This window comes from Pelagerythrobacter rhizovicinus (assembly GCF_004135625.1).
GTDB lineage: Bacteria > Pseudomonadota > Alphaproteobacteria > Sphingomonadales > Sphingomonadaceae > Pelagerythrobacter > Pelagerythrobacter rhizovicinus.
Map to the genome: position 1 here is coordinate 1,146,988 of NZ_SDPV01000001.1, position 22,003 is coordinate 1,168,990.

Annotated in this window: 26 protein-coding genes, 1 tRNA gene and 1 pseudogene; 20 read left to right on the forward strand and 8 right to left on the reverse strand. The window is 62.3% G+C overall.

Translation table 11 applies throughout. The features are described from left to right. The first annotated feature begins 178 nt into the window (after positions 1 to 178). From ETX26_RS05610 to ETX26_RS05640, 7 genes are all read left to right on the forward strand, one after another. Entirely contained in the window at positions 179 to 1,222 is a 1,044-nt protein-coding gene (locus ETX26_RS05610) for a rod shape-determining protein (protein ID WP_129523661.1), read from the forward strand. A 10-nt stretch (positions 1,223 to 1,232) separates the two neighbouring features. Beyond that, positions 1,233 to 2,138 carry a rod shape-determining protein MreC gene (mreC, locus tag ETX26_RS05615; RefSeq protein ID WP_129523662.1) on the forward strand — a complete coding sequence of 302 codons (906 nt, stop codon included), beginning with the start codon at positions 1,233 to 1,235 and terminating at the stop codon, positions 2,136 to 2,138. Beyond that, on the forward strand, positions 2,138 to 2,692 hold the full coding sequence (locus ETX26_RS05620; RefSeq protein ID WP_129523663.1) for a rod shape-determining protein MreD: 555 nt from the start codon (positions 2,138 to 2,140) through the stop codon (positions 2,690 to 2,692). The genes mreC and ETX26_RS05620 overlap by 1 nt, the downstream gene beginning before the upstream one ends. Next, positions 2,692 to 4,734: a penicillin-binding protein 2 gene (gene mrdA / locus ETX26_RS05625; protein ID WP_129523664.1), complete on the forward strand. Its 2,043-nt coding sequence runs from the start codon at positions 2,692 to 2,694 to the stop codon at positions 4,732 to 4,734. Before ETX26_RS05620 ends, mrdA begins: the two co-directional genes overlap by 1 nt. Beyond that, positions 4,731 to 5,846: a rod shape-determining protein RodA gene (gene rodA / locus ETX26_RS05630; protein WP_129523665.1), complete on the forward strand. Its 1,116-nt coding sequence runs from the start codon at positions 4,731 to 4,733 to the stop codon at positions 5,844 to 5,846. The genes mrdA and rodA overlap by 4 nt, the downstream gene beginning before the upstream one ends. Positions 5,847 to 5,942: 96 nt before the next feature. Next, positions 5,943 to 6,018: transfer RNA gene (locus ETX26_RS05635), tRNA-Lys, on the forward strand. 452 nt (positions 6,019 to 6,470) lie between these two features. Continuing rightward, positions 6,471 to 7,088, forward strand: a complete 618-nt coding sequence (locus ETX26_RS05640; RefSeq protein ID WP_263853362.1) for a DUF2254 domain-containing protein — start codon at positions 6,471 to 6,473, stop codon at positions 7,086 to 7,088. 92 nt (positions 7,089 to 7,180) lie between these two features. Here ETX26_RS05640 and ETX26_RS05645 read toward each other — a convergent pair whose 3' ends face one another. After that, positions 7,181 to 7,390 carry a DUF378 domain-containing protein gene (locus ETX26_RS05645; protein WP_129523667.1) on the reverse strand — a complete coding sequence of 70 codons (210 nt, stop codon included), beginning with the start codon at positions 7,388 to 7,390 and terminating at the stop codon, positions 7,181 to 7,183. 299 nt (positions 7,391 to 7,689) lie between these two features. Here ETX26_RS05645 and ETX26_RS14250 point away from each other — a divergent pair, with 299 nt between their 5' ends. Both ETX26_RS14250 and ETX26_RS05650 read left to right on the forward strand, forming a co-directional pair. Then, positions 7,690 to 7,854: a hypothetical protein gene (locus tag ETX26_RS14250; protein ID WP_165271693.1), complete on the forward strand. Its 165-nt coding sequence runs from the start codon at positions 7,690 to 7,692 to the stop codon at positions 7,852 to 7,854. A gap of 346 nt (positions 7,855 to 8,200) precedes the next feature. Further along, a complete protein-coding gene (locus ETX26_RS05650; protein ID WP_129523668.1) occupies positions 8,201 to 8,515 on the forward strand; it encodes a hypothetical protein in 315 nt (104 codons plus the stop codon). 233 nt (positions 8,516 to 8,748) lie between these two features. Here the strand turns inward: ETX26_RS05650 and ETX26_RS14445 are convergent. After that, positions 8,749 to 8,862, reverse strand: a pseudogene (locus ETX26_RS14445) (IS110 family transposase); the annotation flags it as partial. Between the two features lie 175 nt (positions 8,863 to 9,037). Here ETX26_RS14445 and ETX26_RS05660 point away from each other — a divergent pair. Together ETX26_RS05660 and ETX26_RS05665 are read left to right on the forward strand one after the other, a co-directional pair. Beyond that, positions 9,038 to 10,798 carry a putative bifunctional diguanylate cyclase/phosphodiesterase gene (locus tag ETX26_RS05660; RefSeq protein ID WP_129523670.1) on the forward strand — a complete coding sequence of 587 codons (1,761 nt, stop codon included), beginning with the start codon at positions 9,038 to 9,040 and terminating at the stop codon, positions 10,796 to 10,798. Between the two features lie 22 nt (positions 10,799 to 10,820). After that, positions 10,821 to 11,444 (forward strand): response regulator transcription factor, encoded by a 624-nt coding sequence (locus tag ETX26_RS05665; protein WP_129523671.1) that lies wholly within the window; start codon positions 10,821 to 10,823, stop codon positions 11,442 to 11,444. Here ETX26_RS05665 and ETX26_RS05670 read toward each other — a convergent pair. The 4 genes from ETX26_RS05670 to ETX26_RS05680 form a co-directional block, all read right to left on the reverse strand. After that, the gene (locus tag ETX26_RS05670; protein ID WP_165271695.1) at positions 11,422 to 13,653 is read right to left on the reverse strand and encodes a PAS domain S-box protein; all 2,232 of its coding nucleotides are present in this window, start codon (positions 13,651 to 13,653) and stop codon (positions 11,422 to 11,424) included. The two genes, ETX26_RS05665 and ETX26_RS05670, sit on opposite strands and share 23 nt — an antisense overlap. A gap of 48 nt (positions 13,654 to 13,701) precedes the next feature. After that, complete coding sequence (locus ETX26_RS05675) at positions 13,702 to 14,265, reverse strand: PilZ domain-containing protein (RefSeq protein ID WP_165271696.1); 564 nt, start codon at positions 14,263 to 14,265, stop codon at positions 13,702 to 13,704. Between the two features lie 13 nt (positions 14,266 to 14,278). Then, positions 14,279 to 14,443 carry a hypothetical protein gene (locus ETX26_RS14255; RefSeq protein ID WP_165271697.1) on the reverse strand — a complete coding sequence of 55 codons (165 nt, stop codon included), beginning with the start codon at positions 14,441 to 14,443 and terminating at the stop codon, positions 14,279 to 14,281. Between the two features lie 192 nt (positions 14,444 to 14,635). Next, positions 14,636 to 15,253, reverse strand: coding sequence for an integrase arm-type DNA-binding domain-containing protein (locus ETX26_RS05680; protein ID WP_129523674.1), 618 nt, complete (start codon positions 15,251 to 15,253; stop codon positions 14,636 to 14,638). Between the two features lie 266 nt (positions 15,254 to 15,519). Between ETX26_RS05680 and ETX26_RS05685 the strand changes: the two genes are divergently transcribed. From ETX26_RS05685 to ETX26_RS05700, 4 genes are all read left to right on the forward strand, one after another. Continuing rightward, positions 15,520 to 15,846, forward strand: a complete 327-nt coding sequence (locus tag ETX26_RS05685; RefSeq protein WP_129523675.1) for a YnfA family protein — start codon at positions 15,520 to 15,522, stop codon at positions 15,844 to 15,846. Between the two features lie 216 nt (positions 15,847 to 16,062). Further along, positions 16,063 to 16,482, forward strand: a complete 420-nt coding sequence (gene ribH / locus ETX26_RS05690; RefSeq protein WP_129523676.1) for a 6,7-dimethyl-8-ribityllumazine synthase — start codon at positions 16,063 to 16,065, stop codon at positions 16,480 to 16,482. Then, a complete protein-coding gene (locus ETX26_RS05695; protein ID WP_129523677.1) occupies positions 16,479 to 17,408 on the forward strand; it encodes an aldo/keto reductase in 930 nt (309 codons plus the stop codon). Before ribH ends, ETX26_RS05695 begins: the two co-directional genes overlap by 4 nt. Positions 17,409 to 17,447: 39 nt before the next feature. Then, positions 17,448 to 17,756: a hypothetical protein gene (locus tag ETX26_RS05700; protein WP_129523678.1), complete on the forward strand. Its 309-nt coding sequence runs from the start codon at positions 17,448 to 17,450 to the stop codon at positions 17,754 to 17,756. 6 nt (positions 17,757 to 17,762) lie between these two features. Here ETX26_RS05700 and eno read toward each other — a convergent pair whose 3' ends face one another. Then, entirely contained in the window at positions 17,763 to 19,055 is a 1,293-nt protein-coding gene (gene eno / locus ETX26_RS05705; RefSeq protein ID WP_129523679.1) for a phosphopyruvate hydratase, read from the reverse strand. 174 nt (positions 19,056 to 19,229) lie between these two features. Between eno and ETX26_RS05710 the strand changes: the two genes are divergently transcribed. From ETX26_RS05710 to ETX26_RS05730, 5 genes are all read left to right on the forward strand, one after another. Further along, positions 19,230 to 19,823 (forward strand): hypothetical protein, encoded by a 594-nt coding sequence (locus tag ETX26_RS05710; RefSeq protein ID WP_129523680.1) that lies wholly within the window; start codon positions 19,230 to 19,232, stop codon positions 19,821 to 19,823. A gap of 24 nt (positions 19,824 to 19,847) precedes the next feature. Further along, positions 19,848 to 20,249 carry a phage holin family protein gene (locus ETX26_RS05715; RefSeq protein WP_129523681.1) on the forward strand — a complete coding sequence of 134 codons (402 nt, stop codon included), beginning with the start codon at positions 19,848 to 19,850 and terminating at the stop codon, positions 20,247 to 20,249. Further along, positions 20,246 to 20,560 (forward strand): hypothetical protein, encoded by a 315-nt coding sequence (locus ETX26_RS05720; protein WP_129523682.1) that lies wholly within the window; start codon positions 20,246 to 20,248, stop codon positions 20,558 to 20,560. Before ETX26_RS05715 ends, ETX26_RS05720 begins: the two co-directional genes overlap by 4 nt. 43 nt (positions 20,561 to 20,603) lie before the next feature. Continuing rightward, entirely contained in the window at positions 20,604 to 21,098 is a 495-nt protein-coding gene (locus ETX26_RS05725) for a hypothetical protein (protein WP_129523683.1), read from the forward strand. A gap of 101 nt (positions 21,099 to 21,199) precedes the next feature. After that, entirely contained in the window at positions 21,200 to 21,430 is a 231-nt protein-coding gene (locus ETX26_RS05730) for a DUF4170 domain-containing protein (RefSeq protein WP_129523684.1), read from the forward strand. Positions 21,431 to 21,523: 93 nt separating this feature from the next. Here the strand turns inward: ETX26_RS05730 and greA are convergent, their stop codons facing one another. After that, complete coding sequence (gene greA, locus ETX26_RS05735; RefSeq protein WP_129523685.1) at positions 21,524 to 22,000, reverse strand: transcription elongation factor GreA; 477 nt, start codon at positions 21,998 to 22,000, stop codon at positions 21,524 to 21,526. Positions 22,001 to 22,003 lie beyond the last annotated feature (3 nt).

Consider the following 22,003-nt stretch of genomic DNA (forward strand, 5'->3'; position numbering starts at 1 on the left):
GGCGAAGCGCCGTGAATTCGAGGCCGGCAGTGTTTTTTGCCCCCGAGTTTCGTCATATTTCTTTTGGCCTTTTTCCGCAGCTTTGGGTAAGGAGCCGCGATCCCTGGCAGATGCGGGTTACGGCAGTCGCAGGTCACTGCGGCAAGAGCCCGGATCATTTACGGAAATACGCAACCGCATGAGCTTCTTCTCCAACATGTTCAAATTCGGCTCACCCAACCTCGCGATCGACCTGGGGACGGCGAACACGCTGGTCTACGTCCAGGACCAGGGCATTGTCCTGAACGAACCTTCGGTCGTCGCGATCGAGACGATCAGCGGGATCAAGCGAGTCAAGGCGGTTGGCGACGATGCCAAGATGATGATGGGCAAGACGCCCGATAGCATCGAGGCTATCCGTCCCCTGCGCGACGGCGTGATCGCGGACATCGAGATTGCCGAGGAGATGATCAAGCACTTCATCCGCAAGGTGCACGGGAAACGGAGCCTGTTCCGCTACCCTGAAATCACGATCTGTGTCCCTTCCGGATCCACCTCGGTCGAGCGCCGCGCGATCCGCGACGCGGCCAGCAACGCCGGGGCGAGCGCGGTCTATCTGATCCTCGAACCAATGGCCGCCGCGATTGGCGCCGACATGCCGGTGACGGAACCGGTCGGCAGCATGGTGGTCGACATTGGCGGTGGTACGACCGAGGTGGCGGTGCTCAGCCTGCGCGGCCTCGCTTACACCACCTCGGTGCGCACCGGCGGCGACAAGATGGACGAAGCGATCGTCTCCTATGTCCGCCGCCACCATAACCTGCTGATCGGCGAATCGACCGCCGAACGGATCAAGAAGGACTACGGGATCGCGACCGTGCCGGACGACGGTGTTGGTGAGACGATCACGCTCAAGGGCCGCGACCTCGTCAATGGCGTTCCCAAGGAAATTACCATCAATCAGGCGCATGTCGCCGAGGCACTGGCCGAGCCGATCGGCGCCATCGTCGAAGGCGTGCGTATCGCACTCGAGAACACCGCGCCCGAACTGGCCGCCGACATCGTCGATCAGGGCATCGTCCTCACCGGCGGTGGTGCGCTGATTCAGGGGCTCGACGAGCACCTGCGGGAGGAAACCGGCTTGCCCGTCAGCATTGCGGAGGACCCGCTGTCCTGCGTCGCGGTCGGCACCGGCCGGGCCATGGAAGATCCGATCTATCGCGGCGTGCTGATGACCGCTTGAGGGGAGAGATATGGCGCCGCCTTCGTCACGGCGCTCGAGCTATTCGCGCAGGGCGCAATATGGGGTCTTTACCGGCTACGTGATTGCCGGGGTCGGTGCGCTGATCGGCGCGATCCTGCTCGCTCTCTCGCTCTGGCGGCCTGCAAGCTTCAACGGCCCGCGCACCGTTGCGCAGGACGCAGTCGCCCCCGCCGCCGAAGCAAGCGCGGAAGTCCGGGCCGAAAGCCTGAACCTGATCGAGGCTATCCGCGGCTACTTGCGCGCGGGAAGCCAGAACGCCGAACTGAAGGAAGAAGTCGAACTCGCCCGCATCCGCCTGGCGGAAGCAGAAGCGATCAGGCGTGAGAACGCGCGCCTCAAGGCTCTGTTGGGTTTGGAGGAGGACGAGGAGGCGCGGCCGGTAACGGTCGCGCGGCTGATCGGGTCGACATCGGCCAGCGCACGGCGCTTTGCCTATCTCGGTGCGGGCCGTATCCACGGAGTTCGTGTGGGAATGCCCGTACGCAGTCCGCGGGGCATCGTGGGGCGGGTACTCGAGGTCGGACGACGCAGTTCGCGCGTTCTACTCCTTACCGACAGCCAAAGCGTCCTGCCGGTCCGGCTCGCCGACGGCAACGTCGTCGCCTATGCTGAAGGCCGCGGCGATAGCATGCTGCGAATCCGCTTGATCAACCTCGGCATCAACCCGCTGAAAAAAGGCGACGTTTTCGTGACCAGCGGCGCCGGGGGCTATTATCGGCCGGGTATCGCAGTCGCCATCGTTGCCGAGAAGACCGAAGATGGCGCGCTCGCTCGCATCATCAGTGACCCTGCCGCGACGGATTACGTTGCGGTCGAGCAGGTCTGGCAGCCCGAGGCGGTTCGCGCGGCCGCCACTCCGGTCGAACAGTCGGTTTCGGAAGCGAACGAGAACTGATGGAGCGGGCCGATCCCAGATCGCGGCGGGATGCCTACGGCTCCCGCATCAACCGTGCGCACTCGCCGCTCCTCGCCTATGCAGTGCCATGGGCGACGATCCTTTTCGCCAGCGTCCTGCCGATGTTCCCGATCGCTTCGGCCGCGCCCATCGTGCCGCCGATCGGGCTGATGACCCTCGTGGCTTGGCGCCTTGTGCGACCGGGTTTGCTACCCGTCTGGGCGGGATTTCCGCTCGGCTTGTTCAGCGATCTCTTCAGCGGACAGCCGTTCGGCAGCGGCGTCCTGTTGTGGTCCCTGGCCCTGATCGCGATCGAGGCCATCGAAACGCGTTTCCCCTGGCGCAGCTTCGTTCAGGACTGGTTGATCGCAGTTGCGATAGTGGCCTGCGACGTGGTCGCCGCGGCGTGCCTGTCGGGCGCCCGGCTTGCCGCTCCCCTGTTCGCCGCGCTCGTGCCCCAGGTCTTGTTGTCGCTGATGCTCTATCCCATTATCGCCCGGATGATCTCCGCTCTCGACCGCTTCAGGCTGCTGCGCGTCCGGATTCTCGGCTGATGCTCGGCAGACGATCGCTGTTCCGGAAGGCTCCACCGGTGCAGGTCACTTCCGCCACGCTCGAAAACACATACGATCGGCGGAGCTTCGTGATCGCCGGCTTTGGCGCCGGGGTCGGTGTGCTGCTGGCAAGCCGGATGAGCTATATCGCGATCGCCGAGAACGAGAAGTATGCGACGGAAGCGGAAAGCAACCGCGTCAACCTGTCGCTCATTCCGCCTCGCCGTGGCTGGATCGTCGATCGCAATGGTGCGCCCCTGGCTTCCAATCGCGCCGACTTTCGTGTCGACGTGATCCCCGAGCGGATGACTCGCCCCGAGGAGGAACTGGGGGTCATCCGCGATGTGCTTGGCCTGGACAGCGCCGCAATGGCGGATCTCCGCGAACGCATCGACCGAACGCGCGGCTTTCGACCGGTGGAGATCGCAAACGGCCTCTCCTACGAACAATTCGCCGCCTTGAGCGTGCGGCTGCCCAATCTTCCGGGGGTCGTGCCGCAGCGCGGCTATTCGCGTTATTATCCGACCGGACCGGCGGTAGGCCACCTGCTCGGCTATGTCGGTGCAGCGTCTGCCGAAGAATATGAGGAAGAGCGCAACCCGCTGCTGATCACGCCTGGATACAAGATCGGCAAAGACGGGCTGGAGAAGCAGTTCGAACAGCGCCTGCGCGGCGTGCCGGGCGCCCGGCGAGTGGAGGTGACAGCCACTGGCCGGATCGTGCGCGACCTCGAGACGCGCGAGGATGTGCAAGGTAAGCCGGTCATGCTGACTATCGATGGCCCGCTCCAGGATTATGCAGCGCGCCGCATCGGACTCGAATCCGGGTCCGTCGTGGTCATGGATTGCCGCACCGGCGACGTGCTGTGCATGGCCTCCATGCCGAGCTTCGATCCCAACAGCTTCTCCGACGGCATCGGTCGAGTCGAATATGCCATGCTGCGCGACGACGAGCGGGTGCCGCTGCGCAACAAGGTGCTGAAGGGGCTCTATCCTCCGGGTTCGACAGTGAAACCGATGGTGTCGATGGCGCTCTTGCGTGAAGGCGTCGACCCCGAGGAGACCGTATACTGCGGCGGCGGCTTGCGGGTGGGCAACCGCGTTTTTCACTGCTGGCAGCGCCGGGGCCACGGTCAGGTAAACATGGCGAAGGGCATCTATCAAAGCTGCGACGTCTATTTCTACCACCTGGCGCAGCGCATCGGCATGGATCCGATCGCGGCAATGGCGCGCCGCTGCGGCATGGGGCAGGAATTCGACCTGCCGGTGCTGAGCCAGTTCTACGGCACGGTGCCCGATCCGGCATGGAAGCTCGAGAAGTACGGCACGAAGTGGCAGGCCTACGACACGGTCAACGCCACGATCGGCCAAGGCTACATGCTGGCAAACCCCCTCCAGCTCGCGGTGATGGCCGCGCGGCTGGCGAGCGGGCACCATGTCGAGCCGCATCTGTTGTTGGGCGAATCCGAAGGGGAGTTCCCCCCCGCCGACTTTGCCGACGAGCACGTCGCGCTGGTGCGCAAGGCCATGAGCGATGTGGTCAACGGACCCGGCACCGCCGGCCGGGCAAGGTTGCCGCTTGAAGACGTGCTGATGGCGGGCAAGACGGGAACCGCGCAGGTCGTGTCGCTCTCCCGCTCCGATGGCCGCTCGGGTCCATGGAAATATCGCGACCACGGCCTGTTCATCTTCTTCGCGCCCTACGACAACCCACGCTACGCCGGGGCGGTGGTAATTGAGCACGGGGGCGGGTCGGGCGCGGCCTATCCCATCGCGCGCGACGTGACGACCTTCCTGTTCGACCCTCAAAAAGGGATGGAAGCTCTCCACGCGCTGGAGGCGCAATGGGGTGGCACCGCGCAGGAGCGCCTTGCCGCACGGTACGCCGACTATGCCTCCCGCGCGGGCGAGGCGGCGCCGCCCGTGCCGCGGCGTGAGGAGGACATTTTCGCGCGCGTAGATGCGGAGGCGCGCGCCGCCGCCATGATTCCGGTGACCGCGGCAACCGACGCTGCCGTCAACCGCTCGGACGCACCCGAATGAACTCGGTGATCCCCGCCCCTATCGCACGGCAGCCGTGGTCGATGCTGCTTCCGCTCATCGTGCTCGTCTGCTTCGGCGCGATGGTTCTGTTCTCGGCGGCGGGCGGCCATTGGCAACCATTCGCAACATCGCACCTCATTCGTTTTGCGGTGTTTCTCCTGATGGCCTCGGTCATGACCCTCTTCCCGCGCGACTTGGTGCGTTTCGTATCCTATCCTGTATATGCTCTGCTCCTCGTGCTGCTGGTTGCGGTGGAAGCGATCGGCGCGGTTGGGGGAGGCAGCCAGCGCTGGCTCGATCTCGGCGTGATCCAGCTGCAGCCTTCGGAGCTCATGAAGCCCGCAATCGTCCTCGTCCTCGCCCGGTTCTACAGCGGGCTTCCGTCGGGGATGATCACGAGCTGGCGTGCGTTGGTGCCGGCGGCGGTCTTGATCGCCATGCCGGTCGGCTTGGTGCTACTACAGCCCGACCTCGGCACCGCTCTCTCCATCATGTTCGGCGGCGTGGTGGTGATGTTCCTGGCCGGATTACCGATGCGCTGGTTCATTTCCGGTGGTGTGGCTGCCTTGGTAATCGCCCCGATTGCCTACTTCTTCGGTCTGCACGACTATCAGCAGCGCCGGGTAACCACCTTCCTGAACCCCGAGAGCGACCCGCTCGGTGCCGGCTACCACATCACCCAGTCGAAGATTGCGATCGGCTCCGGCGGACTGTTTGGCAAGGGTTTCAACGAAGGCTCGCAAAGCCACCTCAACTATCTCCCGGAACCGCACACCGATTTTGTCTTCGCCACGATGGCGGAGGAATGGGGCCTCCTCGGCGGATTGATGGTGATCCTGATCTACGGGCTCATCATGCGCTGGGGCCTCAGCGTCGCGCGCAAGTCGCACGATCGCTTCGCCAAGCTGCTCGCCTCGGGCATGGTGGCGACGATGTTCTTCTACGTCGCAATCAACCTCATGATGGTCATGGGGCTCGCGCCGGTGGTTGGCATTCCCCTTCCCTTCATGAGCCATGGCGGATCGTCAATGATGACGAACATGATCTGCATCGGCACGCTGATGATGGTGAACCGCTGGAACAGTCGCGCCCCGCGCAGCCGGTTGAGCTAGAGCGAAAAAATCGCCCTTTTCATGTTCGAGGAGATCGCTATATGCAGCGCCTCCCGAGTCGGACGGTACCTTCGGTCCGGCAGTCTGACGGGATGTGGACGCATAGCTCAGTTGGTAGAGCAGCTGACTCTTAATCAGCGGGTCCTAGGTTCGAGCCCTAGTGCGTCCACCACCTTCTCAACGACCTAAGTCAGTCTCGGGTCTGACTTCACGCCTCAAGGTGCGATCTAGGTAGCGCTGATCTGGGACGAAGTGAGCCGTTATCGAGCTGACTCGAACAATCCGTGCTGCGATGCAGGACCACGCGCCAAACCAGATTCTAGGCTTCCGTGCGGAAAGCCTACCGGTACCTCCGGAAGCGAAGCTGACCGGTGATGTTCCTTCGGCCCTACCCTCGAACGCGCCCATCTCAGGCTTTTGTAGTATGAGCATGAGGTGCGCTCTTTCACGAAATGTCGGGACTCAAGTGACTATCATCAACCAGCGGCACTTCGAGTGAATATGCTGCAAAGCATGGCCTCTTCCTCGCTGGCCACGGCAAACTGAAAGCAACTCGCCTACCCCCGTAGGTCTAGGTGCTAGTGGCCTGGCATCACCTCGCTTGAGCGCAGGGGGCACCAATTCGTGTTCCAAGCGTCATTCGCCCGTGCACGCCCGGCTTCTCCAGTTCGTCGCTCAACTGCGCGCCAGCTACTGTTCGTGCCCAGCCTGATGGCGACCCCGGCCGTTGCGCTCGGAGCGTTGACCGTTTGGCTAGATGCCGCGCCCGCGGCCGGCTTGCTCGATGGCCTGAGCTGGTATCAGGCAGCAAAGCCGGATGGTGCCCGCGAGGTGCTGTCGACAATTGCCGGCTCGATGATCACAGTGGCGGGAGTGGTTTTCTCGATCACGATCGTCGCGATTTCCTACGCTGCCAGCCAATACGGCCCGCGGATTCGCACGAACTTCATGAGTGATCGGGGCAACCAGTTCACTTCGGGCACGTTCATTGCGACTTTCCTCTATTGCCTTGTGGTGCTGCGTACCGTGAAGAGCAGGGACGAAACCAGGACCAACGGCTATAACATGTTCAATGCGACGCGCTGCTATCGGCTCAATGTCGGCTTGCGCAAATCCGTGGAGCTCTACGCGCGTGGAACCGATCTCGCCAACGAGTTGGCCTTTTCACACACCTCGTTCGTGAAAGATCAATCGCCGCTTCGTGGGCGGAACATCGTTTTTGGAATGCGCCACCAGTTCTGAAGTAGGATGGAACTGATGGCCGTTGCGATTCACATACGATCTCGCGGGAACAGTCGTTATTCGAGCGTGCGCGCGTGCCCGCTAGCGGCCGCTCACGAACGAGCGCGAGCCTCGTCGCCGCGAAAGAGCGGAACGAGCTGCCACAGCGCCGACAGGCCCACCAGCACGTAGACAATTCGCGAGAGCATCGACATCTCTCCGAACAGTGCCGCAACGAGATTGAAGTCGAAGAGACCCACGAGCCCCCAGTTGAGCCCGCCTACGATTACCAGAATCAAGGTCACGATGTTTAGTATGCGCATGAGATACTCCCTTCCCGGCAGCAACGCACACTGGGCGGACGACGTTCCGCGATTAGCGAATTGAATGCAGCGCTTGAGTAGCTGAACAGATGCAGAGGTGGGCGTTCGGCTGTATCGAAGGAGGCACACAGGAACTCAAGCCGAGCTTTGCAAGCGAATGTCCGCTCTCGCTCCGTCGGAATACCACACCTATTTGTCGACCAAGGCGAGGATCCGGTCGAAGGGCGGCCTTCAGGGTAGGCGGCGGCTCTCGTCACCCCGCTCGCACCGACACGGGGGGCGTCGTCCTGCCAAATCGATTGGCTCCGAAAGAGTACGTCGAAGTCAGTTTGGACACAGCGACTCTCAAGGGCGCGCAGTTGCAGCCGGCGGTGGCCGGAACTCGGACTCTTCCGCGGCCTAGCGAGGTGGAGATGGCCGATTTCCCGCTCGTGCTGACCGGCGAGATTGACGGCACCGTCTAGCTGACCGAGAATGGCACGCGGCGCGCGATCGGCAATGCCGTGGTCGAGCTCGTCGACACAGCAGGCGAAGTTAGCAGTTCAGCGCGAAGCCCCAGCGACGGCTTCTAGGTGCTACTTGGAGGCAAGCCGGGGACGCACCACGTGCGCATCGCGCCAGCTCCGGTGCAGGAACTCCGAGTGTCCGCGGACAGGGGCGTCCTCGTGATGCCCTCCGACCCGGATTTCATCAGCGGAATTGATCTCCATCTGCGCAAGTAGCAGCTTGCCGCTTCGCCTGGCCTCAACGCCGAGCCGATACAGATGTCCCGTAGTACTACCACTCCGCGCTTCGGGATGTTGAAAGCGCATGCGCGTAGCGAAGGCCAAGGAAGGAGGCGAGGCGATGCCCCACATGCCTCTTGGTTGCTCCCCCTGGGCAACCCCTCCTTCCGAATCTCCTGAGGACGAGGGTGGATTGAGGTACAAGCTCATTTTCAAGCATCCAACGACATCCGAGAATCTCGTGTCATTGGACTTTGACGGTTCCGGCGAAGAAGCTGCCGTTGTCTTCCACAGGATTATTGCCGGGTACCTGTCAGGCGAGCTCTGGCATGGTGGGACACTTGTCAAGATCCTCAAGCCGGATACGGCCCTCTTCAGCGAAAAAGAGGGGCGGCTTTAGCTGGACTCGTTTGCCGACGTGCTGGCTCCCGCAAACAGCGATGTCGCTGGCTATGGCGATGCACGAGCTGTGCACGAACGTGGCGCCGCGCACAATGAGCATAAGGGGTCAACCCGCAGCTGATCATGAGCGCGTCCGCCAAGTCCCGCCGGCTGATCCAAAGCGATGAATTCCGCACCTTGAGTGTGCATTGGCGCCTGGTCGTGGCGAACCTGCATCTCCGCGATCTGCTTGAACGGAGGCAGCTGCGCACGACGTAAAGTTGTGCGGACAACGGCCTTGCTCTGCGCATCTACGCCGTGAACCTGGAAAACGTTCTTGGCCAAGTCGAAGTCGATCGCGCTAATCTCCGTCTGGGTCGCTCCCAATTTGCTCGTGAATACGGTCGTCACACTTCGACGCCTAGGTGCCCGAGCGGAAGCCATCCCACCCCATCTCCTTTGTCTGCGAGCTTTTCTCAAATGGTAGATGTACGATTGATGCCTTAATGGACCGCTGAGGTGGGAACCCTACCACAACGGGATGACCCAAGATCACTTGCGAGTTGGAAGGATCGAGGACCTTCAATCCTTGATCGACGTGATGCCTAACCCGGTGATCGTGAAAAGCCGCGACCACAGGATTGTGCTGATCAATCGTAGCGCGTGCGCTCTTTTTGGCTACTCCCGCGAAGTCGTCGTTGGTTTCAGCGACCATGATCTGTTTCCTGCCGAACAGGTCGCCGTATTCGAAGCAGCCGATAACCGCGTCTTCGACTCGGGACTGGTAGATGAGATCGAAGAGCAAATTACCGACGCAACGGGCAACACGCGCACGGTCATTACCCGCAAGCAACGAGTTCGCCTGAACGGCCAGGACCTGCTCGTTGCAGTCATCACCGACATCACGGCCTATCGGGAAGCGGAGGCGCACAACCGCTATCTCGCCTTTCACGACGTGCTCACCGGGCTTCCGAACCGGGCACTGCTCAACGAGCGTATCGACCAGATCTTGCTCAGGATGCCCCGTACGCGGGCAAAATGTGCTCTAATCTATGTCGACCTCGATCGGTTCAAAGAAGTCAACGACACGTTCGGGCATCAAGCAGGCGACGAGCTCATCCGCCAGTTCGCGAGCCGGCTCGGCACAATCGTGCGCGCATCAGATACGGCTGCGCGCCTCGGTGGGGACGAGTTCGCAATCCTGCTTCAGGATACCGCCGAGGGCCTATGTCCGGCGGAAGTATGCCAGCGTATCCTCGACGCCGCGGCGCGGCCTTTCACTTTGAGCGAGGGACAAGCTCACGTCAGCGCGTCGATTGGCCTTATCGAATGTGAGAGCGGCGGGGCCACCCGTGTCGAACTTCATCAGCGGGCAGACATGGCCCTTTACCAGGCGAAGCGCGATGGTCGGGCCTGCTTTCGAATTTTCACCGCGGCCCTTGACCGAAGAATTCGTGATCGCCGACTTCTGGAATCCGAACTGCGCCACGCGCTGGTCACCGGCGACGGCCTGAAGATCGATTATCAGCCGTTGTTCGAAACCCGCGGAGAGCGCCTAGTGGCCTTTGAAGCACTGGTGCGCTGGGAGCATCCTCGCCTGGGCCTTCTCCAGCCCGCAGACTTTCTGGACATCGCCGAAGAGTCAGGCCTTATCATACCGCTTGGCGACTGGGTGCTTGAGCGCGGCTGTCGGACACTCTCAGGCTGGCCCGAGGTCTCCCTAGCCGTCAATGTCTCCCCAGGGCAGCTTTCCAAGGACGGCTGGGTCGAACACGTCCTTGAGATTCTCCAGAATACCGGATTCGACCTTTCCAGGCTGCAGCTCGAGGTAACCGAGCATACCATTCTCGATCTGCCGGTCGCTGTCGAGAAGCTCAGGCAATTCCGTTCGGCCGGTATCAAAATCGTTCTGGACGATTTCGGCACGGGGTATTCGAGCCTGTCCCACCTTCAGAAGCTTGCGATCGACAAGGTGAAGATCGACCGATCGTTCGTGCAGGATCTCGTGAACGAGCGCGAGTCGAAGGCCATCATCCGGGCGGTCACCAGACTGGGTCGATCGCTCGGCGTTTCGGTAACTGCTGAGGGCGTTGAGACTGAACAGCAGCGGAGCTTTGTGCGCGCGCTCGGGTGCGAGGAAATGCAGGGCTTCCTCCTCTCCAAGCCGCTCAGTGAGGCGGACACCATTGATCTATTGGAGCACCTTGCTCGTCAGGTCGTGCGAACCGGGACGCCTGAGCCAGGTGATAAGTCCTTCGAGCAAGGAACTTCACAACCAAGTCTACGTTGGCTTGGACAGTGATAGAACTTGACGGCGTATGGAGATGGCCAGCGCGATGCGGCGCGCTTACATAATCGACGACGACTCGGGCATCCGGCGCTCGATGCAGTTTGCACTTTCCGCTGCTGGCTATCAGTCCCGGCCCTTCCTCTCGGGACAGGATTTTCTCGAAGAATTACCTCATCTCGACCCCGGGTGCATCTTCCTGGATGTCCGTATGCCGGACATGAATGGGCTTCAGGTGCTCACGGCTCTTCGAAAGATAAACAGTCGCTTTCCGGTGGTCATGATGACCGGGCATGGCGATGTGCCCACAGCCGTCGAGGCCATGAAGCTTGGCGCGGCCGACTTTCTGGAGAAGCCTTTCGAAGAGAACGAGGTTCTCAAATTGCTCGAGGCCTTGTGCACGCGTCTGGAAGCTCGCTTGGAGGACGATCGTGTTCTCGAAGAAGGCAGGCAGAAAATCGCCCTGCTGAACGAGCGCGAGCTAAGCGTGCTGCGCGGTCTCATCGCTGGATATTCGAACCGTCAGGTGGCGGAAAGGCTCGACCTCAGTGTGCGGACCGTCGAAGCTTACCGCGCCAACCTGATGGCAAAGCTTGGCATTTCGTCGCTGGCAGATCTCGTTCGTTTGGGTCTTGTGGTCAACCTGTCACCTCTGGACTGACGGGCCGGCCTTCACCGCCTGCGGGCAATGTGAAGGCAAAGGTTGCGCCTTCATCACCGGTGTCTTCCGCCCAGATCGAGCCTCCGTGCGCTTCGATTATCGTCCGGCAAATGCTCAGGCCGACGCCTAGGCCGCCCGGTTTTGTAGATGCGAAGGCGGAGAACAGGCGCTCCTTGACCTCGGGCTGGAGACCTTCCCCGGTATCCGAAACACGCACTACGACCTGATTCTCACGATCGCGAGCTTGGATCTCGATCCGCCCAATTTCCGTCTGCGCAATCGCTTCGACACTGTTGCGGATCAGGTTGTACAGGACCTGCTGCAACTGGATGGCATCGGCCATGACGGTCATGTCGGACGGAACGTCGACGTTTATGCCAATTTTTCGTACCTGAGTATCGGGAAGCGCTAGCATCAAGGCCTCATCGACACAGATCCTGAGCTTAATCGGATGAAGCTCGGCCTGTCCCTGCTCGACCAGACGGCGCAACTTGCGAATGATCTCGCCGGCTCGCGATATCTCGGCCTGGGCCTGCTCAAGGCCCCGTCGGACCGAGGCTGGATCGGGGGCGTTCCCATCGACGATCCGACGCAAGCCGGTAAGGTAGTTGCCCGCCGAAGCCAAGGGCTGGTTGATCTCGTGTGCCAAAGTGGACCCCATTGTTCCCATCGCATTGATCCGAGAAATGTGCCCCAATTCTGCTTGCAGCCTGTTGATCCTGGCCTGGGCCTCGACCGATTCCGTGATGTCGCTCATCGAGCCGATCATGCGCACGACTTTGCCCGAGCCGTCCCTGATCAAATACGCGCAATCCGCTACGACGCCGTACGAATTATCCGGCCTGAGGAAGCGATATTCGGCCTCCCACCTCTGACCTTCGCTTTGGACAAATGCATTAAGACTGCTCATCGTGGCCTCGCGATCATCTGGATGAACGCGCTCGTTCCACCACTCGATCGCCCCACCCGGAACCTCGCCCGTGAGGCCGGGCGCGGTACTGCTCCAATGAATCGCGCCACTTTCCAGATCCCATTCCCAGATCGCGTCGCCGGTAGCCGCCGCGGCGAGGCGAAAGCGCTCCTCGCTCTCCCGCAAGGCCTGCTCGTTCCGGACGCGCTCGGAAATGTCTCGCGAAATGCCGATCACGCCTTTGGTGGCACCGTTCTGCTGCCAGGGAACCTTGACGGTCAGGAACGTTGCCGCCCCGCTCTTCGTCGGGATCTGCTCTTCGATGACGAGCCGCTCATCAGTCGTCATGACTTGTTCGTCTTCGGCGGTGAATCGGGGCGCAAGGTCCGGAAAGCGGTCTCCGCCAGCTTGCCCAATGGCAATGCCGAATTCTCGGGCCATTTTCTTGTTAACGAGGACGAACCTGCCCTCCGCGTCCTTCACATAAATGAGATCATCCGCACCGTCGACGACCGCGCGCAGGAGCGCTCGTGTCTCTTCCGCCTTTCGCTGAGCTTCGACTTCCTCGTCGATATTCCGCGCCACTACGATGGTGGTCGGCTCCTTGGTTTCGCGGTGGCGGACAAAGGAAATTGCGACCGAACACCAGACGATCTCGCCGTCGGGCCGCACGTAGCGCTTCTTGATATGGAACGGCGTCTCAGCTTGGCGGTGCTTCCTCAGTAGTTCCGCGTTCCGGGGTATATCGTCAGGGTGGGTGAAGGTCTCCATTGGAAGCCCATTGAGCTCTTCCTTTGTCCGACCCAATATCTCGCAAAACAGCTTGTTGATAACCATCAGACGATGATTCTCGGCATACTGCATAATGCCCACGCCAGCCCAGCCGAGCACGGTGTCCAGTTCGTTGTGCCGTCGCAGCAACGCGCGTACGGCTAGGCGGCGTTTGGTTATGTTGCGGAAGAAAGCGACGATCGTGTCCTGGTAAGGCACGGCATGAACTTCGTACCAGCGGTTCAGCGGATCGGGATAATAGGCCTCGAAGGTCTCGCTCTCGCGGCGTTCGGCGACGCGCCGATAAACATCCTCGAACTTCGAGCCGACGGCTGCTGGAAACGACCGCCAGATCACCGTTCCCAAAAGATCACCGGCATGAAGTTCCGCAATCGCCTTGGCGTTCAGGTATGAGAACCGCCAGTCGGCATCGAGGACAAACACGCAATCGGAAGTCGCCTCAAACAGCTCGAATGGAAACGCCAGTCCCCCTTCCACTCCGAACTTGTCTTGATCCCTGCGTGACATCGTGGTGGTCCATCTGACGGCCGAACATCGATCTGGGCCCATTTTTCGTTACTCTGCCTCGCGCACTGGCGACAGAGAAGAGGCGATCGTCTGCATGGGGCTCGCAAGAGCCTCGTGAAGCACCCACGCGATAGTCGCAGTCACCGATAGCGCAATCCCGATGCTTGCAGCGAATTGTATTGTTCGCGCGACGAGGTGGTAATCTCTCGATCCGCCCGTTCCGCAAATTCCAAGTGCAACTTGAGCGGTGCGGCGTCTGTTGCGATGCAAAAGGTAAGCAACGTCGATACGGTGCGGAAAATGGACGCCAAATCGGTCGACCTTCCTCCACACGACTCTCCCCAGAAGTATGGTCCGTCCGACGCGTACCTCGATGCGCTGCCCGACAAGGGGGATCGACCCTGCCTCGATCATCATGCCACGCGGTGACAGGTTCCTGATGCAAGCCGCGCGTTCGCGGCCATGCACGCGGAGCGTCGCATACAGGGTCGCAGACGTTCGCGGCTCACGCAGCTTGGCTTTGCGGCCGAACGGCGTTGAATAGTCGTCCAGCAGCGCGACGTAATCCACCTGGCCGGTCCCCGCGGAATCCACCTTGTCAGTTCCCAGCACCACACCCCGCACTCTAATGGACTACCGCCACCAGTTCCGGCGCGAACACCCTCAAACGAACCTTGCCGCGCCAAAGCTCCCCCGGCATGAACGCAGCAATGGCTTTGAAGCGCTGAATGGCCGCCTCCTCGTCTGGACAGTCGAGGCTTATGCTCGCCACGGCTTCGCCGGTCTCCATCTTCTTGAATAGTATATGATATCTCATCATCGCGTCTTGTCCAAGGGATGGAAGGGGCCGCCGGAGTGAAGTGGGTCGGATCTTCTTTCGGTTGCCACCTTCCTTAGATGCCTTGACTGGAGCGGCCTTTCATTCCGCCGAACCTGGAAGTCGTAATAATACGGTCGATCAACGCCAAAGCCGCGGTCCCGGTCATTCACCTCGTTTCTGGCTGTTCGCGCGGCAGGGGTTGCCGGGAAGATCGTCGAGCCGGGGCAAGGCCCAGCTGTGGAAGGCGGAGAGGTACCCGTGCACGTTGCGCGCCACGACCGGCGTGGTGCGCGCGATCTCATCGAGGAAACGGGTAATCTCACCGCGGGTGATCTTGTGGGCCGCCCGGTCGCCGAACGAAGGCAGGATATGGCGCTCGAACACGCGCTCGACCTCGCGGATCGTGCGAAGGTGGGATCTCGCGGCCCGATAGCTGGGCCACAACGACCGAACTGTAGGCACGACCCGGCGCCGGACCGGTGAAGGCAGAGTGGCCGCAGGATCGGCGCTGAACTCGATGTCGGATATGAGTTGGCGCGCCTTCTTGCGCGCTTCGGCAAGACCGAAGCGCTCGCAGTAGCGACGGAGCGTGATGTTGCGATAGCGCCCGGCGACGGTTTTGCGCAGCACGAATGCGCGCGCGCTCGAACTTCCGACTCTGATGCGCAGCCCGGGCACGGACTTGTCGCGGACCTGGACCTGGCCTTTTTCCGACTTCGTGATCGCACGGATCTTGGCGTCGGTGAGAATGGTGATCGTGCCGGGTTCTACCTTTTGCATGAGCGCTTTCGTTTCCAATCAACGGGTCCCGGACACAAACTGCTACCTGAGGTAGAAAGTGGCCGGGACGTCCTGAACACTTGTTGGAAACAGTATGCCGCAAACAATTGAAATCATAACATCCTGGGATGTCCTGAAGTTTGGTCCGGAGCGTTTCTTAATCAGCGGGTCCTGGGTTCGAGCCCTGGTGCGTCCACCACCTCCCTCCGTCATCGGCTTCCTGTCGCACCCCGGAGCTTGTACGGCCTGACCCGAAGGGGACTGCCGTGAGAACTTTCCTGCTTTATGCCGCAACGGCGCTGGCCGAGATCGCCGGCTGCTACCTGGCCTATCTCTGGCTACGTGAGGACAAATCCGTCTGGTTGCTCGTGCCGGCGGCGATCGCGCTTGCGTTGTTCGCCTGGTTGCTTGCGATGCACGATACCGCGGCGGGGCGCGTCTATGCGGCCTATGGCGGAGTCTACATCGGCGCTGCGATTATGTGGCTCTGGATGGTCGACGGAGTTCGCCCGACCATGTGGGATGTAGCGGGAGTGCTGGTCGCGCTCGCGGGCATGGCGATCATCATGTTCCAGCCTTCAGTCGCCAGGTAAGGCGCGTCGCGACCACGCATCAACGGACCCCAACATTTTTTGGGATAGGTTCGCGACCCGAGAACCGGCAAGGTCTCCGAGCGACCCGACGGGCCCCTGTTCGCATGGGCTCTCTCCTTTCAGCCCCGCCTTCGTGCGGGGCTTTCTTTTGCGTCCCTCTTCCCCTGCGACGATCGGATGGCTACCTCGCTGCCTTGACTGCCTGCGGAGAAAGACATGGCGCGCTTCCTGATCGTAGAAGCCCGGTTCTACGACCATCTCAACGACATGCTGATCGACGGTGCGCGAAGCGCAATCGAGGCGGCAGGCCACGAAGCCGAAGTGTTGACCGTCCCGGGCGCGCTCGAAATCCCGGGTGCGATCGCCCTCGCCGCAGAGAGCGGGCGCTATGACGGCTTCGTGGGGATCGGCGTGGTCATTCGCGGCGAGACCTACCATTTCGAGATCGTCGCCGGCGAAAGCGCACGCGGGATCATGGCGCTGACGATGGACGGCATCGCCATCGGCAATGGCATCCTGACAGTCGAGAACGAGCAGCAAGCCCTCGTTCGGGCAGACAAAACGCAGAAGGACAAAGGCGGCGAAGCGGCCAGGGCCGCATTGGCGTTGCTGGCGCTGCAGGAGAAGTTTGCGTGAACGCGCATCCGGCCATCGGCGGCATTCCGCTCGTGCTGGGCGGCAATGTCTTCGGCTGGACTGCGAGGGGCGACGACGCTTTTGCGGTGCTTGACGTATTCTACGAGGCCGGCGGGCGGATGATCGACACGGCTGACGTCTATTCGGTCTGGGTCGACGGGCACCAGGGCGGCGAATCCGAACGGGTGATTGGCGAATGGCTCGAATCGCGCGACGTCCGCGGCGACATGCTGATCCACACGAAGACCGGGATGTTGGGCGGCAAGGAGCTCTACGAGCCTGTTCGCGTACTGCGCTCGCTCGACGCATCGCTGGAAAGGCTCCGGACCGACTATCTCGATCTTTATTACGCGCACAAGGACTATCCCGAGTTGCCGGTGGAGCAGATCGTCGAAGCGTTCGACGGCACAGTCGCGAGCGGGAAAGTGCGCGAGATCGGTGCCTCCAATTTCGATGCGGCGCGCCTCTCCGCCGCGATCGAGACTGCGGAGGCCTCGGGCCGCGCGGCGTTCACCGTGCTGCAGAACGAATACAACCTCGTCTCGCGCCACAGGTACGGTGAGGACCTGCAGGCGTTATGCACCGCACGCGGTATCGCCATGCTGCCGTTCTACGGCCTCGCTGCCGGCTATCTGACGGGCAAGTATCGAACCGCTGATGACTTTGCGGACGGTGCCCGTGCATCCACCGTGAAGCACTATGACGCAGCCGGCCGTCCCGTCCTCCGCGTCATGGACGAGATCGCACGGGAAACCGGCGCCTCGCTTCCTGCCATTGCCCTTGCCTGGTTGATCCACCAGCCCGGCATTCCCGCACCGATAGCGAGCGCGCGCACGGTTGAGCAGATGCGCGACCTGCTCGAGTTCACGCGCATCGAGCTAAGCGACGACCAGATCGCACGGCTGACCGCGTCGTTCCCGGGTTAGGCGCAGGAACTTTCTTGCTCGCCGAGCGCTCGGGCTGGGATGAACGGTTCGCTCGAATGGCTCGCTGCCGTAGGCACAATGATCGCCGCGGGCCTGATCGCCGCCGACCTCGGACGCCGCGCCACTGGCTGGGGTTTCGTCCTGTTCTGCGCGGTTGCGGTCACTTGGATCATCTCTGGCGTCACCAGCGACGCACTGCCGATCGCGGCGATGAACGCGATCCTCCTGCTGATCAACGCATGGGGCGTGTGGCAGTATCTCCTCAGTCCGAAGAACCGGAAGAAGATCGAGAAGCTGGAGGAACTGGAACAGGCGGCCGAGCGCGAGACGGAAGCCGAGAGCGGCTAGACCGTATCAGCTCGCCGCAGCGAGCTTTCCGAAGCACCCCTCGCCCGCATAGAGCGCGCTGTCGCCCAGTTCTTCCTCGATACGGATGAGCTGGTTGTACTTCGCAAGCCGATCGGAGCGGGCGAGCGAGCCCGTCTTGATCTGCCCGCAGTTCGTGGCGACGGCGAGATCCGCAATGGTCGCATCTTCCGTCTCGCCGGAACGGTGGCTCATCACCGCGGTGTAACCGGCGCGGTTGGCGATATCGACCGCTTCCAGCGTCTCGGTCAGCGTGCCGATCTGGTTGACCTTGACCAGCAGCGAGTTGGCGAGGCCCTTCCCGATTCCCATACGCAGCCGCTCTGAATTGGTTACGAACAGGTCGTCGCCGACGAGCTGGACTTTGTTGCCGATCAGCTCGGTCAGCGCCTTCCAGCCTTCGAAGTCGTCCTCGCTCATGCCGTCCTCGATCGAGCGGATCGGATAATCGGCGCAGAGCTTGCCCAGGTATTCGGCCATTTCGTCGGGCGTAAGAGAAAGCTCCTCACCCGCCAGGTCGTAGCGGCCGCTGGCGAAGAACTCCGTCGAGGCACAATCGAGGGCGAGCGCGATGTCGGCGCCGGGCTTGAAACCGGCTCGCTCGATCGATTGCATGATGAAATCGAGCGCGGCGCGGGTGCTCGCAAGATCGGGCGCGAAGCCGCCCTCGTCGCCGACTGCGGTCGAAAGCCCCTTTTCTGCCAACCCCTTCTTGAGCGTGTGGAACACCTCCGCACCCCAGCGCACACCGTCGGCCAGCGTCTCCGCCCCGACCGGCATAATCATGAACTCCTGGATGTCGATCGGGTTGTCGGCGTGCTCGCCGCCGTTGATGATGTTCATCATCGGCACCGGGAGGACATGCGCGGAGACGCCGCCGATGTAGCTGTAGAGCGGCAGCCCGCGCGCGTTCGCCGCGGCCTTCGCGACAGCGAGGCTGACGCCGAGGATCGCGTTGGCGCCAAGCCGTCCCTTGTTCGCGTTGCCATCGAGCGCAATCATCGCGAGGTCGATGTCGCGCTGGTCCTCTGCGTCGAGTCCCAGCAGAGCGTCGGAGATGTCGCCGTTGACGGCATCCACCGCCTTGGTCACACCCTTGCCGAGATATCGCGTCTTGTCGCCATCGCGCAGTTCGACCGCCTCGTGCGCGCCGGTCGAGGCGCCTGACGGAACCGCCGCGCGGCCGAAGCTGCCGTCTTCGAGCAGCACGTCGACTTCGACCGTCGGATTGCCGCGGCTGTCGAGGATTTCGCGGCCGTGAAGATCGATGATTGCGGTCATGCTGCGCTCCGAAGTCGAGAGGTGTTGTAAAGGACTAGGACACTCCCATATCGGGAGGTAGGCGCCCTCTATGCGCCGGAACAATGCCACGCAAGTTACGTTGCGACACAGAACCGTGAAACCGCCGATCGGCGGTGGTGGATAACGAACCAATTGAGGGCTAAGGAACGAGACATGGCTGACGCGACGACCCCCAGCACGAGCAAGAAGAAGACGACGAGGAAGACGGCCGGCAAGTCGTCCGCCGCTCCCCAGACGGCGCCCGCGGCAAACGCGACGACGAACTCCGATCATCGGGCGGAGGCGAAGTCGCGCTTCAACTCCGCGCTCGAGGAAGCCAAAGCTGGCGCGGCGGCGCTCAAGGCCGAAGCTGCGGATCGCGCAGTCGCTTACCGCGATCAGGCGAAAGGCCGTTCGGAGGATTGGGTCGAGGAAGCCAAGACCTATGGGCGGCAGGCCAAGGGCAAGAGCAAGGAACTCGCGACCGAAGGCAAGACGAAGGCAAGCGAGGCGCTCTCCTCGCTCAGCAGAATGGTTTCCGAGAACGCAACCGCGATCGATGAAAAGTTCGGCGCGCAGTACGGCGAATATGCGCGCAAGGCCTCGCGCAGCTTGCAGGACGCCTCGATCAGGCTGGACCAGAAGAGCGTGGACGACCTGAGTGAGGACGCGCGCGAGATGGTCCGCAAGAGCCCCGGTCTCGCCGTCGGCCTCGCCGCGGTAGCTGGGTTCATGCTGGCGCGGATGTTCCGCGGCAGCCGCGACTGATCTCCCGCACCCGCGGTGGCATCCATGCATGACGAGCCCCTGCCGCACGCGCAGGACGGCGGCAACGAGCCGGATGAGGAGCTGCCCCGCTCCGGCTCGTCGCTAACCGATGACCTCGTTGCGCTACTGGAAGACGGGAAGACCTATCTCGAAGCCGAGAAAGCGTATCAGAAGAGCCGCGCGATCTACGTCGCGGATCGGGGCAAGCGCGGAACCATCCATGCCCTTGTCGCCTTCGCGTTGATCCACACCGCGCTGATCGGGCTCGTGGTTGGCGCTGTGATTGCGCTTTCGCCGATCCTGACAATCTGGGGCGCCACGGCGGTAGTCGCGGGCGTTCTGCTCCTTGCAGGCGTCGTGCTCGCGCGCAGGGCCCTGGCGCACTTCCGCGACGCCGGCAGTACCTTTACGGACGACGAGCGATGAGTGATCTCGAGCGCAAGATGATCGAGGGCCGGGCGTTGCGTGATGCAGCGTTGGCGCTGGTCAAGGCCGATCTCGCTCACCTCCGCGTCGACCTCACCGCCAAGGGTATCGGTGCCCGGGTGATGGATCGGGTGACGGAGGGCGCGAACGACGTGCTCGACGAGGCGACCGAAGTCGCCGAGAACAACCGCGGGGTGTTGCTGACCCTCCTGGCGGCGGTCGTTCTTTGGCTCGCCCGCAATCCGCTTCTCTCGCTGTTCGACGAGGACGACGAGCAGGACGAAGAATCCGAGGAACCCGAGCGCGATTGAGGCCGTTCGGTCCACGAGAACCCCTTCAAGCAGAGGCAAACCAATGGCCGACAAACAGAAACGCGAAGAACTGAAGAATCGTATCGAGGCAGGCCAGCAGCGTCACGCGAACCGTACGGTGAGCGACTACGCTCGCGAGGCGCGCGACAATGCGACGGCTTTCGTCAAGGAACACCCTGTGGCGACGGTAGTCGGCGGCGTTGCAATCGGTGTGATCGTCGCCAGCCTGGTGCCGGGACCGGGCCGGCGGATGCGCAAGAAGGCGACCAGGCGCGGATCGGCGCTTGCAGCCATGGCGACGGAGATCGGCCTCGCATACGGCGCCAGTCTGATCGACAGCCTTGGCAATGCCGCGCGTGCGAGCGGCGACAGGCTGGAGGATCTGGGCGATGCGATCGGCGACGGCGCTCGCGACCTGCGCCGGCAGGCGGGGTTCCAAGGGAGCGCGGCCGGCGAAGGCGCCCGACGCCTCACGCGCGAGGCTGGGAAGAAGACAAGCCGCAAGGTGCGCGATCTGCGCGCCCGCATGGCACACTGAGCGACCGGCAAAGCGCCAAGCACGCGGCGCGGCGGGGTTGCCTGCCGCGCCGTTTGCTTTATGGGCCGCGCCGTCCTCCCCACGACCTCAGAGACGGAAAAATGGAAGAAACCGAAGCCAAGCAGCGGCTGCACCTCGTGATGGGCGGTCGCGTCAGCGATCCGCGGACCCTCGAGTTCCAGGACCCGGAGAGCATCCACGTCGTCGGCGTATTCAGCGACTACGACGCCGCAGTCGAGGCCTGGCGCGCGAACGCCCAGCGTACAGTCGACGATGCGGAGATGAAATATGTCGTCGTTCACCTGCACCGCCTGCTGACGCCGGAGGTGTGACGAACAGCGATCGCCCCCCGACAAAAGCCGAAGGCTCTAGCAGACAAGCCGCCAGCGCGCTGCAGCCTCAGCCTGGGCTGAGGCTCGCAGAATTCAAATGAACTCGATCTTGTCGACGAGGTAGAACTTGTCGCCCGAGGGAACGGTGACTTCGATCTCGTCGCCCACGCTCTTGCCGATCAGCGCGCGGCCGAGCGGCGAGTTGTAGGAAATCCGCCCCTTGTTCGCGTCGGCTTCCGTCTGGCCGACGATCTGGTATTTCACAGGCTTGTCATCATCGTCTAGCAGGGTGACGGTGGCGCCGAATACGATCTTGTCACCCGACAGCGTCGAAGGATCGATGATCTGCGCGCGGCTTACCCTGTCCTCGATTTCTGCGATCTGCGCCTCGACCTGCCCCTGACGTTCCTTCGCGGCGTGATATTCGGCGTTCTCCGAGAGGTCGCCGTGCGCGCGTGCTTCCTCGATCGCGTCGACGATCTTCGGACGTTCCGCGCGCAGCGTCTTGAGGTCGGCCGTCAGCCGCTCGTAACCCTCCGCCAGCATCGGAACCTTTTCCATCGTAGCCATCGC